Consider the following 15,291-nt stretch of genomic DNA (forward strand, 5'->3'; position numbering starts at 1 on the left):
GTGACAAAAAGTCATCCCGCCAGTTCGGCGTCCTTCTCGGCGATGACCTCCTGGATCCGCGCGCGCTCGGCGGCGGTCAGCTTCATCGACTCGCTCTTCAGCTGGCCACACGCCGCCATGATGTCCTCGCCGCGCGGGGTGCGCACCGGGCTGGCGTAGCCGGCGTGGTTGACGATGTCGCCGAACACCTGGATCGCCCGGTCGGTCGAGCGCTCGTAGGGCGCCCCCGGCCACGGGTTGAACGGGATCAGGTTGATCTTCGCCGGGATGCCGCGCAGCAGGTTGACCAGCGCGCGGGCGTCGGCCGGGCTGTCGTTCAGGCCCTTCAGCATCACGTACTCGAAGGTGATGCGTCGCGCGTTGTTGACGCCGGGGTAGGTCCGGCAGGCGTCGATCAGCTCCTTCAGCGGGTACTTCCGGTTGATCGGCATGATGATGTCGCGCAGCTCGTCGGTGACGGCGTGCAGGCTGACCGCGAGGTTGACGTTCAGCTCCTCGCCGCAGCGCTTCATCATCGGCACCACGCCGGAGGTCGACAGCGTGATGCGGCGCTTGGAGATCGAGATGCCGTCGCCGTCCATGACGATCTTCAGCGCCTTGGCGACGTTCTCGTAGTTAAACAGCGGCTCGCCCATCCCCATCATGACGATGTTGGAGACCATGCGGCCGTCCGGCGGCGCCGGCCACTCGCCCAGGGCGTCGCGCGCCAGCATCACCTGCGCCACGATCTCCGCCGCGGTCAGGTTGCGCACCAAGCGCTGCGTGCCGGTGTGGCAGAAGCGGCAGGTCAGCGTGCAGCCGACCTGCGAGGAGACGCACAGCGTGCCGCGGTCCTCCTCGGGGATGTGGACGCTCTCCACCTCCTGGCCGTCGGGCATGCGCAGCAGCCACTTGCGGGTGCCGTCGGTGGATTTCAGGTCGCGCACCACGGTCGGGCGCAGCACCGCGTAGGCCTCGGCCAGCTTGTCGCGCACCGGCTTGGCCAGCGTGGTCATCACCGCGAAGTCGGTGGCGCCGCGGTGGTAGATCCAGTGCCAGAGCTGGCGGGCCCGGAACTTCTCCAGGCCGAAGCCGAGCATCTCGGCCTCCAGCTCTTCGCGCGTGAGGCCGACGAGGTTCTTCCGCCCGTCCGCGTCGATTCGCGGCAGGGGGGACAAGGCAGCGGTGCTGATGGCGTTCATGGCCGCATTACATAGGCCCGGACGCCCGAAGAGTCAAAGTGACGCAGGGAAATGTTTGCGCACCTCCACCCCCCCTCATTCCAACCGTCATCCCCGCGAAGGCGGGGATCCATAACTTCCATGACGTGCCGTTTCGGACATTATGGATCCCCGCCTTCGCGGGGATGACGGTGTGGGGTGTCAGCGCTTCACGCCGCACGCCGTGTTGATGGCGTTGTAGGCCTCCGCCATGCCGTCCAGGCTGTAGGTGTCGGCGGTCTTGGTGCCGCGGCCCGACATGCCCTTCATCACCATGGGCTTGCCCTTGGCGTCCTTCATGGCGCCGACCAGCGCCTTGTCGGTGTCGGCGTCGCGCGCCCAGGCGGTCTCGCCGTCGGTGAACAGCTTGAAGTTCTTGGGCCCGACGTCCACCGTCGCCTCGCTCTCCTTCTTGAAGGAGTAGCCGGCGATGAAGCTCACCACGTCGAAGCTCTTCTCGCCCGGGCGGTGCGTGACCAGCACGTAGATGTCGCCGCGCTTGGCGGCGGCCGGCTCCTTCTTCTTGGGCTGGCTGGACATGTAGCAGACCTTGTGCCCGCCCTCGTCCAGGGCGAAGGCGTGCCAGTCCTTGAACGTGCCCAGGGCCTTCGGCTCGGCCGCCAGGGCGCCGGTGGCAACGGCGGAGAGCGCCAGCGCCGCGACGGCGGCACGACGAACGGTGCGGAGAAGCGACATCGTTGTGCGACTGCGAATGGTTTCGGGGTGGCCGGACACTATCCGAATTCGGCCGCGGTTTGAAGGGGGTGCCGCCGTGACATTGCCACACGCGGCGCACGTGATCCGCCGATCGAAAGTGCGCGTACAATCCCAACATGGAACGCGCCCTCTCATCCTTTTTTCCGACGCCGCCCCGCCACGCGCGGCTTGTGTGCGGGCGCGCGTTCGCCTTCAATGCAGCCATGCAGGATCCGCTTCCCCCGGCCGCGGCGGCCATGTCGCCGGACGATCTGCTGCTTGCGGTCGGCCGTGCGCGCGACCGGGCGGCGTTCGCCGCGCTGTTCGGCCACTTCGCCCCGCGCCTCAAGGCCTACCTGCGCCGCCTCGGCGCCGACGCGCCGGCGGCGGAGGAGCTGGTGCAGGAGGTGATGCTGCTGGTCTGGCGCCGCGCCGAGACCTTCGACCCCGCCCAGGCCTCGGCCGCCACCTGGGTGTTCACCATCGCCCGCAACCGCCGCATCGACGCGCTGCGCCGCGAGCAGCGGCCGGAGATCGACCCCGACGACCCCGCCCTCGTCCCCGATCCCGTCGAACCCGCGGACCACGCGCTGCAGGCCGCGCAGGACAGCGGCCGGCTGCGCGCCGCCATCCGGGAGCTGCCGCCGGAACAGGCCGAGCTGCTGCGCATGGCCTATTTCGAGGACAAGCCGCACAGCGTCATCGCGGCGGAGCGCGGGCTTCCCCTCGGCACCGTGAAGTCTAGATTGCGTCTGGCGCTGGAGCGCCTGCGCAAGGCCCTGAGAGACCCGTCATGAGCCTGCCCCTCCACCATCCGGGCGACGCGTTGCTGATGGACTACGCCGGCGGGTGCCTGGGCGAGGCCGGCGGGCTGGTCGTCGCCACGCATCTGGCGCTGTGCCCCGGCTGCCGCCACGCGGTGGCCGACCTCGACGCGGTCGGCGGCGCGCTCCTGGAGGAGCTGGAACCCGATCCCATCGGCCCCGGCGCGCTCGACAGGCTGCTCGCCCGCCTGGACGAGCCGGACGAGCCCGCGCCGCCGCGCATCGCACCGCCCGCGGTGCCGCCGCTGATCCCGGAGCCGCTGCGCCGCTACGTCGGCGGCGATCCGGCGGCGATGCGCTGGCGGATGATGGCGCCGGGCTTCCAGTGCGTCGACATCCCGCTGCCGCGCGGCGAGCGGGCGCGGCTGATCCGCATGAAGGGCGGCGTCGCGGCGCCGCGGCACAGCCACGACGGGCTGGAGCTGGCGCTGGTGCTGGACGGCGGCTTCCATGACGCCCTGGGGCAATTCGCGCGGGGCGACGTGGCGGTCGGCGATGGCAGCATAGACCACAAGCCGATCGCCGATCCCGAGGGCTGCCTGTGCCTGTCGGTGACGTTGGGCCGGCTGCGGCTGACCGGAGCGGTCGGGCGCTTCCTCAACCCGTTCGTGCGGCTGTGATACGGTGAGCTTCTTCAACATCGTCCGCGGCGCCTGCGCCCGCATCGTCCGCGACGCCCAACACGTCCGCATCGAGACCGACCGGATCGCGGCCTACGCCCAGGCGCTGGCCCCGTCCTTCGCCGACACGCCGCTGGCACTCGACCCCGCGCTGCACTACGTCGAGCCGGAGACCGACCCGGAGGGCACGGCGGCCTTCGTGCTGACGCTGGATTCGGTGAACTTCGGTTCCGGCTGGTTCCCCGACATCGTCGGGCCGACCGCGTCGGGCTACGGCGCGGTGGCCGGGCGGCTGGCGCGGCACTTCCGCGAGCACGGCCCCATCCCCGCCGACCGGCTGGCCGGCGCCACGCCGCAGGACGCGCTGGACCTCTTCGGCTTCGACCGGGCCAACCCGGCGGCGGTCGAGCTGGCCGAGCTGTACGCGCTGGCGCTGAGCGACCTCGGCGGCTTCGTGCTGGACAACCACGACGGCCGGTTCCTTGACTTGGTGAACGCCGCCGACGGCTCGGCCGAGCGGCTGACGACCATCCTCTGGCGCATGCCGCTGTTCGAGGATTCGCCCTTCTACAAGCGCGCGCAGATCACCGCGGCCGATCTGGCGCTGTCCGGCATCACCGCCTTCACCGACCTCGGCCGGCTGACGGCGTTCGCCGACAATTTGCTGCCGCACGTGCTGCGCCACGACGGCGTGCTGACCTGCACGCCCGAGCTGGCCGAGCGCATCGACCGCGGCGACTTCCTCGAGCCCGGCAGCCGCGAGGAGACGGAGCTGCGCGCCGGCGCCGTGCACGCGGTGGAGCTGCTGTCGGCGGCGCTGGATGCTCCGGCGGTGCTCATCGACCGCGTGCTCTGGCACCGCGGCCAGCAGCCGGACTACCGCGCGAAGCCGCGGCACCGCACGAAGACGGCGTATTATTAATCCCGCGGGATCTCCCCCCGCCCCAGCGTCGCGGCGCGGCGGCGGCGCTCGGCGCGGTTGCGCACCTTCTGGGCGCCGTGCTTGTGGACCGGCGGGCCCTCGACCGGGCCGCCGGTGCGCACCGGGCGCTCGGCGAAGCGGCCCAAGCTGATCATCCGGTCGTACATCACCAGCGCCCCGGCCACGCCGACGTTCACGCAGAACTTCATCGGGATCTTGATGATGAAGTCGCAGCGCTCCTGCAGCTCCGGCGACAGGCTGCCGCGCTCCGGCCCCAGCACGTAGGCGGCGCGCAGCGGGTGGCGGAAGCTCGGCAGCTCGACGGCGTCCTCGGTCAGCTCGACGCCGACCAGCATGCAGTCCTTCGGCAGCTTCAGGTCGGCCAGCCCGTCGTAGATGTAGAAGGGCAGATGCTCCGGCGCGCCCGAGGTGTCAACGTAGTGCATCTCGCGGATGTCCGGCGCCGGGTCGATGGCGAAGAAGAACGACGCGCCGAAGGCGTGCGCCGAGCGGATCAGGTTGCCGACGTTGCCCGGCTTGCTGATGCGCTCGACGCCGACGGCGAAGTAGCCGCGCGGGGTGCTGGCGGTATCCATGACACTGCCTAAAGTGAGGGCTGGTTTTCCGGGGCGGCACCTTGCACCGGACCGGCGGCGGAGGCAAGTTCTCGGCCATGAGCCACGATCACCACCACGACGGCTGCTGCGGCGGCCATGCCCACGACCACACGCCCGCCGAGGGCCGCGCCGACCTCTCCGGCCCCACCGAGGCGCCCATCGCCGTCGAGGTGACGCGCGGCGGCATGGTGGAATCCCGCCACCGCGCGCACGCCGTCATCGTCGATGCCGGCGGTCGGGTGCTGGCGCGCTGGGGCGACATCGACCGTCCTATCTACGCGCGCTCCGCCGTCAAGTCCCTGCAGGCGATCCCGCTGGTCGAGACCGGCGCGCTGGACGCCTTTGGCCTGGGCGACGAGGAACTGGCGCTCGCCTGCGCCTCGCACGCCGGCGAGCCGGCGCACACCGAGCTGGCGGCGCGCTGGCTGGCGCGCATCGGCTGCACGGTGGACGACTACGAGTGCGGCGCCCACCTGCCCACCGACGAGCCGACCGCGCACGCCCTGCTCCGCCGCGGCGAGGCGCCCAGCGCGCTGCACAACAACTGCTCGGGCAAGCACGCCGGCTTTCTCACCACCGCGCGCCACAAGGGCGAGCCGACCAAGGGCTACGTGCGCTGGGAGCACCCGGTGCAGCAGCGCATCCTCGGCGTGCTGGAGCAGATGACCGGCCAGGACCTGTCGCGGGCCCCCTGGGGCGTGGACGGCTGCGCCATGCCGACCATCGGCGTGCCCCTGGGCGCCATCGCCTACGCCATGGCCCGCATCGCCGACCCGCAGGACCTGCCCGACCGCCGTGCCGAGGCGGTGGCCCGCATCCGCACCGCCTGGGGCAAGCATCCTTACCTGGTCGGCGGCCGCTCCACCTTCGACACCCGCCTGATGCAGGCGGCCGGCGGCGCGGTGCTGACCAAGATCGGCGCCGAGGGCGTCGGCTGCGCCGTGCTGCCCGAGCAGGCCGTCGGCATCGCGCTGAAGGTCGAGGACGGCGCCGACCGCGCCCGCCACGTCGCCCTGGCGGCGCTGCTGCGCGCGGCGGACGCGCTGACCGAGGCGCAATGGGCGGCGGCCGGGTCGCTGCTGGCCGAGCCGGTGACCAACCGCAACGGGTTGCGGGTCGGCGAGGTGCGGCCGGCGGAGGGGTGGCCGAAGCCGTAAGGATCGCAAGCGCGATCAAGCGGCCTTTGGCTAGGGTGGCGGCGACGGAGGACCCCCAATGACAAAGCCGGCGCCCAAGCCCGCCACCGCCCTGGACTACGGCCGACGCATCGAGCGGGTCGTCGCCCACATCGCCGCCCACCTGGACGAGCCGCTCGACCTCGCACGGCTCGCCGGGGTGGCCTGCTTCTCCCCCTACCATTTCCACCGCATCTACCGCGCCCTGATGGGCGAGACCGCGGCGGACACGCTGCGCCGGCTGCGGCTGACGCGGGCGGCGGGGGAGCTGGTGCGGGACGGCGCCGACGTGGCGACGGTCGCCCGCCGGGCCGGCTACGGCAGCGTGGAGGCGTTCACCCGCGTGTTCCGGCAGGCCCACGGCTCCCCGCCCGCGGCCTACCGGGAGCACGGGCGCCGCGGGCCTTCGCCGCAGTCCCGAAACGAAACGGAGAGTCCCATGCCCGACGTCAGCATCCGCGACCTCGACCCGGTCCGCGTCGCCGCCATCGCCCACCGCGGCCCTTACATGGAGCTCGGCGGCGTCTTCAGCCGCCTGCACGCCTGGGCCGCCGGGCGCAACCTGCTGGGGCCGCAGACCCGCGCCTTCGGCATCGGCTACGACGACCCCTCGGCCGTCCCGCCCGAGGACCTGCGGTCGGAGGCATGCCTGTCGGTCGGGCAGGAGGTGCAGGGTGACGGCGAGGTGTTCATCCGCGACATCCCCGGCGGACGGCACGCCGTGCTGGTCCACAAGGGGCCGTACACCGAGCTGGAGCGCAGCTACCGCTGGCTCTACCGCGAATGGCTGCCGACCAGCGGCTTCACCCCGGCCGACCGGCCGCCGGTGGAGCAATACCTGAACGACCCCCGCACGCTGCCGCCGGAAGAATGGCTGACCGAGATCCGCATTCCGTTGGCGTGACGGGCAAAGATCCGTAGGGTTGGGCCGATTCGCCCCGGCCCACCCCCCGCCTGCACGACCGAGCCCCGCCATGAGCATCGACGACCTGCGCGCCCAGTACGAAGCCTACCCCTACCCGGCGCGCGACCCGGCGGACGAGAGGAAGCGTCTGGTCACCGGCTCCCCCAGCCACCTGGACGAGGTGAACCACTTCGTCTTCGGCGGCCGGCTGGACCTGTCGAAGCCGCTCGACGTTCTGGTGGCCGGCGGCGGCACCGGCGACGCGACGATCATGATCGCCCAGCAGCTCGCCGACGCCGGCAACCCCGGCACCGTCACCTACATCGACCTGTCCGACGCCTCCCGCTCGATCGCCGAGGCGCGGGCCGCGGCGCGCGGCCTGAGCAACCTGCGCTTCCTGCGCGGCTCGCTGCTGGAGCTGGAAGGGCTGGGGAGCTTCGACTACATCGACTGCTGCGGCGTGCTGCACCATCTGGACAGCCCGCCGGCCGGCCTCGCGTCGCTGGAGCGCGCGCTGAAGCCCGGCGGCGGCCTGGGCATCATGGTCTACGCGCCGTACGGGCGCACCGGCGTCTACCCGATGCAGGCGGCGCTGCGCGCCATGACCCAGGGGATGACGCCGCCGGACAAGGTGGCGCTGGCCCGCCGGCTGCTCGGGGCGCTGCCGCAGACCAACTGGCTGAACCGCAACCCGTTCCTCACCGACCACCGCACGTCGGACGCCAACCTCTACGACCTGCTGCTGCACTCCTGCGACCGCCCCTACACGGTGCCGGAACTGGCGGAGCTGGCAGCAAACGCCGGCCTCGCCGTCAGCGCCCTGATCGAGCCGGCGCGCTACGAGCCGTCCACCTGGGTCAAGGACCCGCGCCTCCTGAAGCGGCTGGAGGGCTTGTCCTGGCTGGAGCGCGCCGCCTGGGCCGAGCAGGTCAGCGGCGGCATGACCAAGCACATCGCCTACCTCGTGCGTCCCGACAGGCTGGACGGCGCGGTGGCCCGCCCGGACGGGCCGGAGGTGGTGCCGGTGCTGCGCGACCTCGACGGCCCGGCGACGGCGAAGGCGATCCCGCCCGGCGGCGTGCTGGAGGCGGAACTGGCCGGCGCCGTGGTGCCGCTGCCGCTGCCGCGCCTCGCCGGCCCGATGCTGGCGCGCATCGACGGACGGACGAACCTGGGCGACCTGCACGCGGCGGTGGCCACGGCCACCGGCGGCGCCCTGCCGTGGGAAACCTTCAAGACGCAGTTCGACCAGCTGTTCGCCGCGCTGAACGGCGTGGGGAAGATGCTGCTGCGGCGGCCGGTGGCCTGACAATTGCCCCCTCCCCATCCCTCCCCCGCTTCGCGGGAGAGGGGGCTGCCGACGCAGCGGCAAAGTTCCCTCTCCCGCGTCAGCGGGGGAGGGTTAGGGAGGGGGCAACAGCCCAAAAACAAAACCGCCGCCGGGTGGGGCCCGGCGGCGGAAGTCAGGATTGGAGGAAACGCACCAGAAAAAACCGACCTTAGTGGATGGTCTCGCCGTGCAGGGCGAGGTCCAGGCCGTCGCGCTCGATGTCCTCGTCCACGCGCAGGCCGATCACCAGGTCGATGGCCTTCAGCAGGACGAAGGTGACGACCGCGCACCAGCCGATGGTCCAGGCGATGCCCTGGATCTGGATCAGCACGGCCGAGGCGTTGCCCTCCAGCAGGCCCAGCGTGGTGTCCGGGGCGTCCTTGAGGACCGAGGCGAAGGCGCCCTCGACGTTGGCGACCGAGATCTTGGCGAACACGCCGGTCAGCAGCGCGCCGATGAAGCCGCCCACGCCGTGCACGCCGAACGCGTCCAGCGAGTCGTCGTAGCCGAGCATGCGCTTCAGGCTGGTAGCCGACCAGAAGCAGACCACGCCGGAGACCGCGCCGATGACCAGAGCGCCCTTGCCGTCCACGAAGCCGGCGGCCGGGGTGATGGCGACCAGACCGGCGACCGCACCCGAGATGATGCCGAGCACCGACGGCTTGCCCTTGCCGATCCACTCCGCGAACATCCAGGCCAGGGCGGCGGCGCCGGTGGCGACCTGCGTGACCAGCATGGCCATGCCGGCGCGGGGACCCGCGGTCAGCGCGGAGCCGGCGTTGAAGCCGAACCAGCCCACCCACAGCAGCGAGGCGCCGATCAGCGACAGCACCAGGTTGTGCGGCATGAAGTTCTGCTCGGGGTAGCCCTTGCGCTTGCCCAGCACCAGCGCGGCGACCAGACCGGCGACGCCGGCGTTGATGTGCACCACGGTGCCGCCGGCGAAGTCCAGCACGCCCAGGCCGAACAGGAAGCCGTTCGGCTGCCACACCCAGTGGGCGATCGGCGCGTAGACGACCAGCGACCACAGCGCGGTGAAGATCAGCAGGGCCGAGAACTTCATGCGGTCCGCGAACGCGCCGGCGATCAGCGCCGGGGTGATGATCGCGAACGTCATCTGGAACATGAAGAAGACCGGCTCGGGGATGGTGTTGGTCACCGCCGCGGCGAGGCCGTCGCCGATGACGAAGGGCTTCGCCATGTCCATGCCGGCCAGCATCAGGCGGTCGAGGCCGCCGACGTAGGCGTTGCCGTTGGAGAAGGCGAGGCTGTAGCCGATCACGAACCACAGGACGGTGATCAGGCAGGTGATGGCGAAGCTCTGCATCACCGTGGCCAGCACGTTCATCTTGCGGACCATGCCGCCGTAGAACAGCGCGAGGCCGGGGATGGTCATCAGCAGGACGAGCGCCGTCGAGGTCAGCATCCAGGCGGTGTCGCCGTTGCTGATGGTCGGCGCCGCGGCCGCCGCGTCTTGCGCAAGGGCTTCGCCAGACAGGCCGGCCAAGCCCAGAGTCACCGCCATGATCGGTGCAGCGAGAAGTGTCAGACGGCTCATCGAGGCTCCTCTCTCATAAAATCGCTCCGGCCCGGTCACCCCCTTCGTGCGTCGGGCGGGGCTCAAGCTCGCCCTTCCAACTACAAGTTCCGTGCCAACCGCTAACCCTCGGAAATCGCTGGATTCCACGCAACGTGCCGTCCGACGGGACTCGCGGCGACTCCGGTGCCGCACCCGCGGAATGCACAAATCTTAGGCAGCCCTCGACGGCCATGGAGTCCTTGCCAAGCCTGGAGATTCTCCATCGAAGGGAGTAGGCGGAGGGGCGGAGCATGCCCCTGTCGGCCGACCTACCGCTTGCCTGCCGATTTTTTGTGCAGAATTCTGCCCGCGCGCCGCCCTGAAATGCGGCACTCCGCCCCGGCCGGCTTTTCTGGCCCGCCGTGCGGATCTGTGGCACGGTCAGGCTTAGGCCGGTCGGCGGAGCCCTGACCTTCCTCCGATCGGCCTTCCTCGGACTGGCATGCCACGCGCGGCGAAGCCCATAAGAAGACGAACAACGATAAAGGGGTGCATCCTATGCCCGACAAACGGGATCTGCGTCTGGCTCCGCGGCGCGCCGTGGCGCTGGTGCTGGCGGGAGGGCGCGGCAGCCGGCTGAAGCAGCTCACCGACCGGCGCGCCAAGCCGGCCGTCTATTTCGGCGGCAAGTTCCGCATCATCGACTTCGCGCTGTCGAACTGCATCAATTCGGGCTTCCGGCGCATCGGCGTGCTGACGCAGTACAAGTCGCACAGCCTGCTGCGCCACCTGCAGCGCGGCTGGGGCTTCCTGCGCGGCGAGATGAACGAGTTCGTCGACCTGCTGCCCGCCCAGCAGCGCATCGACGAGACCAGCTGGTACCAGGGCACCGCCGACGCGGTGTACCAGAACCTCGACATCATCCGCGCGCACCGGCCGGAGTACATCCTGATCCTGGCCGGCGACCACATCTACAAGATGGATTACGGCGCGCTGCTGCTCGACCACATCGCGCGTAAGGCCGACCTGACGGTGGCCTGCATCGACGTGCCGCGCGAGGAGGCCAAGGGCTTCGGCGTCATGCACATCGACGGCGACAAGCGCGTCGTCGGCTTCGTCGAGAAGCCGGAGGACCCGCCCTGCATCCCCGGCCGCCCCGACCGCGCGCTGGCCAGCATGGGCGTGTACGTCTTCAACGCCGAGTTCCTGTACGAGCAGCTGGAGCGCGACTTCAACACCCCCGGCTCGACCCGCGACTTCGGCAAGGACATCATCCCGCACCTGGTGCCGCGCGCCCGGGTGATGGCGCACGACTTCGCCGATTCGTGCATCGCCGGCACGCCGGGCGACCCGCCCTACTGGCGCGACGTCGGCACCATCGACGCGTACTGGGAAGCCAACATCGACCTCACCCGCGTCACGCCGCAGCTGAACATGTACGACCGCAACTGGCCGATCTTCACCTACCAGGAGCAGCTGCCGCCGGCGAAGTTCGTCTTCGACGACGAGGACCGCCGCGGCACCGCGGTGGACAGCGTGGTGTCGGGCGGCTGCATCATCTCCGGCTCGGTGGTGCGGCAGTCGCTGCTGTTCTCCTCGGTGCGGGTGAACTCGTACTCGGAACTCAACGAATGCGTCGTGCTGCCGGAGTGCGACATCGGCCGGCGTTGCCGTCTGACCAAAGTCGTCATAGACCATGGCGTCGAGATCCCCGAGGGGCTGGTGGTCGGCGAGGACGCGGAGCTGGACGCGAAACGCTTCCACCGCTCCGAGGGCGGCGTCTGCCTCATCACCCGCGAGATGATCGACCGCCTGCTGGCGCAGGGCGAACTGAACGGATAAGAACGGGTCCCGATGCGAGTCCTCTTCGTCACCCCGGAATGCTTCCCGCTGGTCAAGACCGGCGGGCTCGCCGACGTCAGCGCCGCCCTGCCCGCCGCCCTGACCCGGATCGGCGTGGACGTGCGGCTCCTGCTGCCCGGCTACCCGGCGGTGCTGAACGGCCTGAGCAACACGCACGAGGTCGGCGAGCTGATCACCGACCTGCCGGGCACCGAGCGGGCGCGCCTCGTGCTGGGCCACATGCCGGACGGCACGCTGGCCTACGCGCTGGACGCGCCGGCGCTGTACGCCCGCCCCGGCAACCCGTACCTCGGCCCCGACGGCAAGGACTGGCCGGACAACGCCCAGCGCTTCGCGGCGCTCTCCTGGGCGGCGGCCGGCTTCGCCGCGCACGAGTCCTACGACCCGTGGTGGCGGCCGGACGTGATCCACGGGCACGACTGGCAGACCGGGCTGATGCCCGCCTACCTGCGCACCCGCCCCGACCGCTTCGGCGGGCCGTTCCGGCCGGGCACCGTGATGACCATCCACAACATCGCCTACCAGGGCCACTTCAGCCCGCACCTGCTGGGCGAGGTGAAGCTGCCGGCCTCCTGCTACGCCATGGACGGGGTGGAGTACTACGGCGGCCTCGGCTACCTGAAGGCCGGGTGCTGGTACGCGGATCGCCTGACCACGGTCAGCCACACCTACGCGCATGAGATCCAGACCGACGAGCAGGGCATGGGCCTGCAAGGGCTGCTGTCCTACCGCACGCACGACCTCAGCGGCATCGTCAACGGCGTCGACTACGGCATCTGGGACCCGGCGGCCGACCCGCACATCGCCGCCCGCTACAGCCCGGAGAACCCCTCGGGCAAGGCGGCCTGCAAGGTCGACCTGCAGACCGCCTTCGGCCTGGAGCCGCGCACCGACCGCCCGCTGGCCGGCATCATCAGCCGCCTGACCTGGCACAAGGGCCTGGACATGGTGCTGGAGAACGCCGCGGCCTGGGTGGCGGCCGGCGGCCAGCTGGCGGTGCTGGGCACCGGCGAGCCGTGGATGGAGGGCGGCTTCCGCCACCTCGCTGACTGGTACCCGGGCTCGGTCGGCGTGCGCATCGGCTACGACGAGGCGCTGTCGCACCGCATCCAGGCCGGCAGCGACCTGCTGCTGGTGCCGTCGCGGTCGGAGCCGTGCGGGCTGACGCAGATGTACGCCATGAAGTACGGCACGCTGCCGCTGGTGCGGCGCACCGGCGGCCTCGCCGACACGGTGATCGACGCCACCCCGGCGGCGCTCAACGACGGCGCGGCGACCGGATTCGCCTTCATGAACGCCACCGGCCAGGAGCTGGGCTTCGCGCTGCGCCGGGCGATGGCGATCTTCCGGAAGCCCGAGCTGTGGAACGCCATGCGGGCGCGGGCCATGACCCGCGACTTCGGCTGGGAGCGCCCGGCGCGGGAGTATCTGGAGCTGTACGAGGGGATCGGGGCGGAGTAAGGCGGCGGGAGAGGGAACCGTTGCTTCCCCACCCCGTCCGCCCTATGTTCCGGGCGCAAATCCAGCGCTCCGGGTTCCGATGACCGACCTCTCGCACATCCGCAACTTCTCCATCATCGCGCACATCGACCACGGCAAGTCGACGCTCGCCGACCGGCTGATCCAGCAGTGCGGCGGCCTCGACGCCCGCGAGATGCGCGAGCAGGTGCTCGATTCCATGGACATCGAGCGCGAGCGCGGCATCACCATCAAGGCGCAGACCGTCCGCCTGCTCTACAAGGCCAAGGACGGAATCCAGTACACGCTGAACCTGATGGACACGCCGGGCCACGTGGACTTCGCCTACGAGGTCTCGCGCAGCCTCGCCGCGTGCGAGGGCTCGATCCTGGTGGTGGACGCCTCCCAGGGCGTGGAGGCGCAGACGCTCGCCAACGTCTACCAGGCGATCGACAACAACCACGAGATCATCCCCGTCCTCAACAAGATCGACCTGCCCGCGGCCGAGCCCGACCGCGTCAAGCAGCAGATCGAGGACGTCATCGGCCTCGACGCCTCGGACGCGGTGGAGATCTCCGCCAAGACCGGCCTGAACATCGACGCGGTGCTTGAGGCCGTCGTCACCCGCCTGCCGCCCCCGCAGGGCAAGGCGGAGTCCGAGCTGAAGGCGCTGCTGGTCGATTCCTGGTACGACCCGTACCTGGGCGTGGTCATCCTGGTGCGCGTGGTGGACGGCAAGCTGAAGGTCGGCCAGAAGGTCCGCTTCATGTCCACCGGCAGCGCGCACGACGTCGACCGCGTCGGCGTGTTCACGCCGAAGGCGCTGCTGACCGGCGAGCTGGGCCCCGGCGAGATGGGCTTCATCACCGCCGCCATCAAGGACATCACCCAGACCAAGGTCGGCGACACCATCACCGAGGAGCGCCGCCCGGCGCCGCAACCGCTGGCCGGCTTCAAGCCCTCGATCCCCGTGGTGTGGTGCGGCCTGTTCCCGGTGGACGCCGCCGACTTCGAGCGCCTGCGCGATTCCTTGGGCAAGCTGAAGCTGAACGACGCCAGCTTCCATTACGAGGCGGAGACGTCGGCGGCGCTGGGCTTCGGCTTCCGCTGCGGCTTCCTCGGCCTGCTGCACCTGGAGATCATCCAGGAGCGGCTGGAGCGCGAGTTCAACCTGGACCTGATCACCACCGCGCCGTCGGTGGTCTACAAGCTGACCATGACCAACGGCACCGTGATGGATCTGCACAACCCGGCGGACATGCCGGACGTGATGAAGATCGACCACATCGAGGAGCCGTGGATCAAGGCCACCATCATGCTGCCCGACGAGTACCTGGGCGGCGTCCTCCAGCTCTGCACCGAGCGGCGCGGCCAGCAGATCGAGCTGACCTACGCCGGTGCCCGCGCCATGCTGGTCTACCGCCTGCCGCTGAACGAGGTGGTGTTCGACTTCTACGACCGGCTGAAGTCGATCAGCCGCGGCTACGCCAGCTTCGACTACCAGATGGACGGCTACGAGGAAGGCGACCTCGTGAAGATGTCGATCCTGGTGAACGGCGAGGTGGTGGACGCGCTGTCGATGATCGTGCACCGCAGCCAGTCCGAGCGCCGCGGCCGCATGCTGTGCGAGCGCCTGAAGGAGCTGATCCCGCGCCAGCTGTTCAAGATCGCCGTGCAGGCGGCCATCGGCGGCAAGATCATCGCCCGCGAGAGCATCAGCGCCATGCGCAAGGACGTGACCGCCAAGTGCTACGGCGGCGACATCAGCCGCAAGCGCAAGCTGCTGGACAAGCAGAAGGAAGGCAAGAAGCGCATGCGCCAGTTCGGGCAGGTCGAGATCCCGCAGAGCGCCTTCATCGCGGCGCTCAAGATGGGAGATGAGTAAGGATAGCCGCTGACGCGGGCGAAGGGGCCGCCGGCCCCTTCGCGCATCCCCCGGCCAGGGCCGGGGCCCTGAACCCAGGCTGTTTCGCAAGCCGGCGTCAAGGCGCGGCTGTTCGGGGAACGTGTTTAAGCTTCTGAAACGGCAGAGTTCTGTGGTTCTGAGTCTCCACCTCGGGGATTTGGCGGCCCCGTGCGCGTTTCTTCCATTTTTCGTCATCCCCGCGAAAGCGGGGATCCAGAGAACCTTGGGAAATCAACCCCTTGCCAACTCTCCTGGATC

13 protein-coding genes are annotated in these 15,291 nt (G+C 70.3%); 9 read left to right on the plus strand and 4 right to left on the minus strand.

Annotation, left to right across the window (positions count from 1 at the left end; all coding sequences use genetic code 11):
- Nucleotides 1-11: 11 nt before the first annotated feature.
- The gene (rlmN, locus tag ACRWK7_RS04860) at nucleotides 12-1,181 is read right to left on the minus strand and encodes a 23S rRNA (adenine(2503)-C(2))-methyltransferase RlmN (protein ID WP_431855066.1); all 1,170 of its coding nucleotides are present in this window, start codon (nucleotides 1,179-1,181) and stop codon (nucleotides 12-14) included.
- 180 nt (nucleotides 1,182-1,361) lie between these two features.
- Nucleotides 1,362-1,895, minus strand: coding sequence for an invasion associated locus B family protein (locus tag ACRWK7_RS04865; RefSeq protein WP_431855067.1), 534 nt, complete (start codon nucleotides 1,893-1,895; stop codon nucleotides 1,362-1,364).
- 224 nt (nucleotides 1,896-2,119) lie between these two features.
- Here ACRWK7_RS04865 and ACRWK7_RS04870 point away from each other — a divergent pair, with 224 nt between their 5' ends.
- The 3 genes from ACRWK7_RS04870 to ACRWK7_RS04880 are packed head-to-tail and all read left to right on the plus strand — an operon-like array spanning nucleotide 2,120 to nucleotide 4,261.
- Nucleotides 2,120-2,692: a sigma-70 family RNA polymerase sigma factor gene (locus ACRWK7_RS04870; RefSeq protein ID WP_431855068.1), complete on the plus strand. Its 573-nt coding sequence runs from the start codon at nucleotides 2,120-2,122 to the stop codon at nucleotides 2,690-2,692.
- Nucleotides 2,689-3,339, plus strand: a complete 651-nt coding sequence (locus ACRWK7_RS04875) for a ChrR family anti-sigma-E factor (protein ID WP_431855069.1) — start codon at nucleotides 2,689-2,691, stop codon at nucleotides 3,337-3,339. The genes ACRWK7_RS04870 and ACRWK7_RS04875 overlap by 4 nt, the downstream gene beginning before the upstream one ends.
- Nucleotides 3,340-3,343: 4 nt before the next feature.
- Entirely contained in the window at nucleotides 3,344-4,261 is a 918-nt protein-coding gene (locus ACRWK7_RS04880) for a queuosine salvage family protein (protein ID WP_431855070.1), read from the plus strand.
- Here ACRWK7_RS04880 and ACRWK7_RS04885 read toward each other — a convergent pair.
- Nucleotides 4,258-4,857: an RNA methyltransferase gene (locus ACRWK7_RS04885; protein WP_431855071.1), complete on the minus strand. Its 600-nt coding sequence runs from the start codon at nucleotides 4,855-4,857 to the stop codon at nucleotides 4,258-4,260. The genes ACRWK7_RS04880 and ACRWK7_RS04885 overlap by 4 nt on opposite strands.
- A gap of 77 nt (nucleotides 4,858-4,934) precedes the next feature.
- Between ACRWK7_RS04885 and ACRWK7_RS04890 the strand changes: the two genes are divergently transcribed.
- The 3 genes from ACRWK7_RS04890 (at nucleotide 4,935) to ACRWK7_RS04900 (ending at nucleotide 8,266) form a co-directional block, all read left to right on the plus strand.
- Entirely contained in the window at nucleotides 4,935-6,035 is a 1,101-nt protein-coding gene (locus tag ACRWK7_RS04890) for an asparaginase (protein ID WP_431855072.1), read from the plus strand.
- 58 nt (nucleotides 6,036-6,093) lie between these two features.
- On the plus strand, nucleotides 6,094-6,957 hold the full coding sequence (locus ACRWK7_RS04895; RefSeq protein WP_431855073.1) for an AraC family transcriptional regulator: 864 nt from the start codon (nucleotides 6,094-6,096) through the stop codon (nucleotides 6,955-6,957).
- A 70-nt stretch (nucleotides 6,958-7,027) separates the two neighbouring features.
- The gene (locus ACRWK7_RS04900; RefSeq protein WP_431855074.1) at nucleotides 7,028-8,266 is read left to right on the plus strand and encodes a methyltransferase; all 1,239 of its coding nucleotides are present in this window, start codon (nucleotides 7,028-7,030) and stop codon (nucleotides 8,264-8,266) included.
- A 190-nt stretch (nucleotides 8,267-8,456) separates the two neighbouring features.
- On the opposite strand, the gene ACRWK7_RS04905 is transcribed toward ACRWK7_RS04900, so the two are convergent.
- Nucleotides 8,457-9,845: an ammonium transporter gene (locus ACRWK7_RS04905; RefSeq protein ID WP_431855075.1), complete on the minus strand. Its 1,389-nt coding sequence runs from the start codon at nucleotides 9,843-9,845 to the stop codon at nucleotides 8,457-8,459.
- A gap of 519 nt (nucleotides 9,846-10,364) precedes the next feature.
- On the opposite strand from ACRWK7_RS04905, the gene glgC reads away from it, so the two are divergent.
- From glgC to lepA, 3 genes are all read left to right on the plus strand, one after another.
- Entirely contained in the window at nucleotides 10,365-11,648 is a 1,284-nt protein-coding gene (gene glgC / locus ACRWK7_RS04910) for a glucose-1-phosphate adenylyltransferase (protein ID WP_431855076.1), read from the plus strand.
- Between the two features lie 12 nt (nucleotides 11,649-11,660).
- Entirely contained in the window at nucleotides 11,661-13,130 is a 1,470-nt protein-coding gene (gene glgA, locus ACRWK7_RS04915) for a glycogen synthase GlgA (protein ID WP_431855077.1), read from the plus strand.
- 79 nt (nucleotides 13,131-13,209) lie between these two features.
- On the plus strand, nucleotides 13,210-15,012 hold the full coding sequence (gene lepA / locus ACRWK7_RS04920) for a translation elongation factor 4 (RefSeq protein ID WP_431855078.1): 1,803 nt from the start codon (nucleotides 13,210-13,212) through the stop codon (nucleotides 15,010-15,012).
- Nucleotides 15,013-15,291: the final 279 nt, after the last annotated feature.

The organism is Azospirillum sp. (genome assembly GCF_050789165.1).

Excerpts from the sequence above, each read along its gene's own strand:
- rlmN (WP_431855066.1), bottom strand. The coding sequence starts at position 1,181 with ATGAACGCCATCAGCACCGCTGCCTTGTCCCCCCTGCCGCGAATCGAC.
- ACRWK7_RS04865 (WP_431855067.1), bottom strand. The coding sequence starts at position 1,895 with ATGTCGCTTCTCCGCACCGTTCGTCGTGCCGCCGTCGCGGCGCTGGCG.
- ACRWK7_RS04870 (WP_431855068.1), top strand. The coding sequence starts at position 2,120 with ATGCAGGATCCGCTTCCCCCGGCCGCGGCGGCCATGTCGCCGGACGAT.
- ACRWK7_RS04875 (WP_431855069.1), top strand. The coding sequence starts at position 2,689 with ATGAGCCTGCCCCTCCACCATCCGGGCGACGCGTTGCTGATGGACTAC.
- ACRWK7_RS04885 (WP_431855071.1), bottom strand. The coding sequence starts at position 4,857 with ATGGATACCGCCAGCACCCCGCGCGGCTACTTCGCCGTCGGCGTCGAG.
- ACRWK7_RS04890 (WP_431855072.1), top strand. The coding sequence starts at position 4,935 with ATGAGCCACGATCACCACCACGACGGCTGCTGCGGCGGCCATGCCCAC.
- ACRWK7_RS04895 (WP_431855073.1), top strand. The coding sequence starts at position 6,094 with ATGACAAAGCCGGCGCCCAAGCCCGCCACCGCCCTGGACTACGGCCGA.
- ACRWK7_RS04900 (WP_431855074.1), top strand. The coding sequence starts at position 7,028 with ATGAGCATCGACGACCTGCGCGCCCAGTACGAAGCCTACCCCTACCCG.
- ACRWK7_RS04905 (WP_431855075.1), bottom strand. The coding sequence starts at position 9,845 with ATGAGCCGTCTGACACTTCTCGCTGCACCGATCATGGCGGTGACTCTG.
- glgC (WP_431855076.1), top strand. The coding sequence starts at position 10,365 with ATGCCCGACAAACGGGATCTGCGTCTGGCTCCGCGGCGCGCCGTGGCG.
- glgA (WP_431855077.1), top strand. The coding sequence starts at position 11,661 with ATGCGAGTCCTCTTCGTCACCCCGGAATGCTTCCCGCTGGTCAAGACC.
- lepA (WP_431855078.1), top strand. The coding sequence starts at position 13,210 with ATGACCGACCTCTCGCACATCCGCAACTTCTCCATCATCGCGCACATC.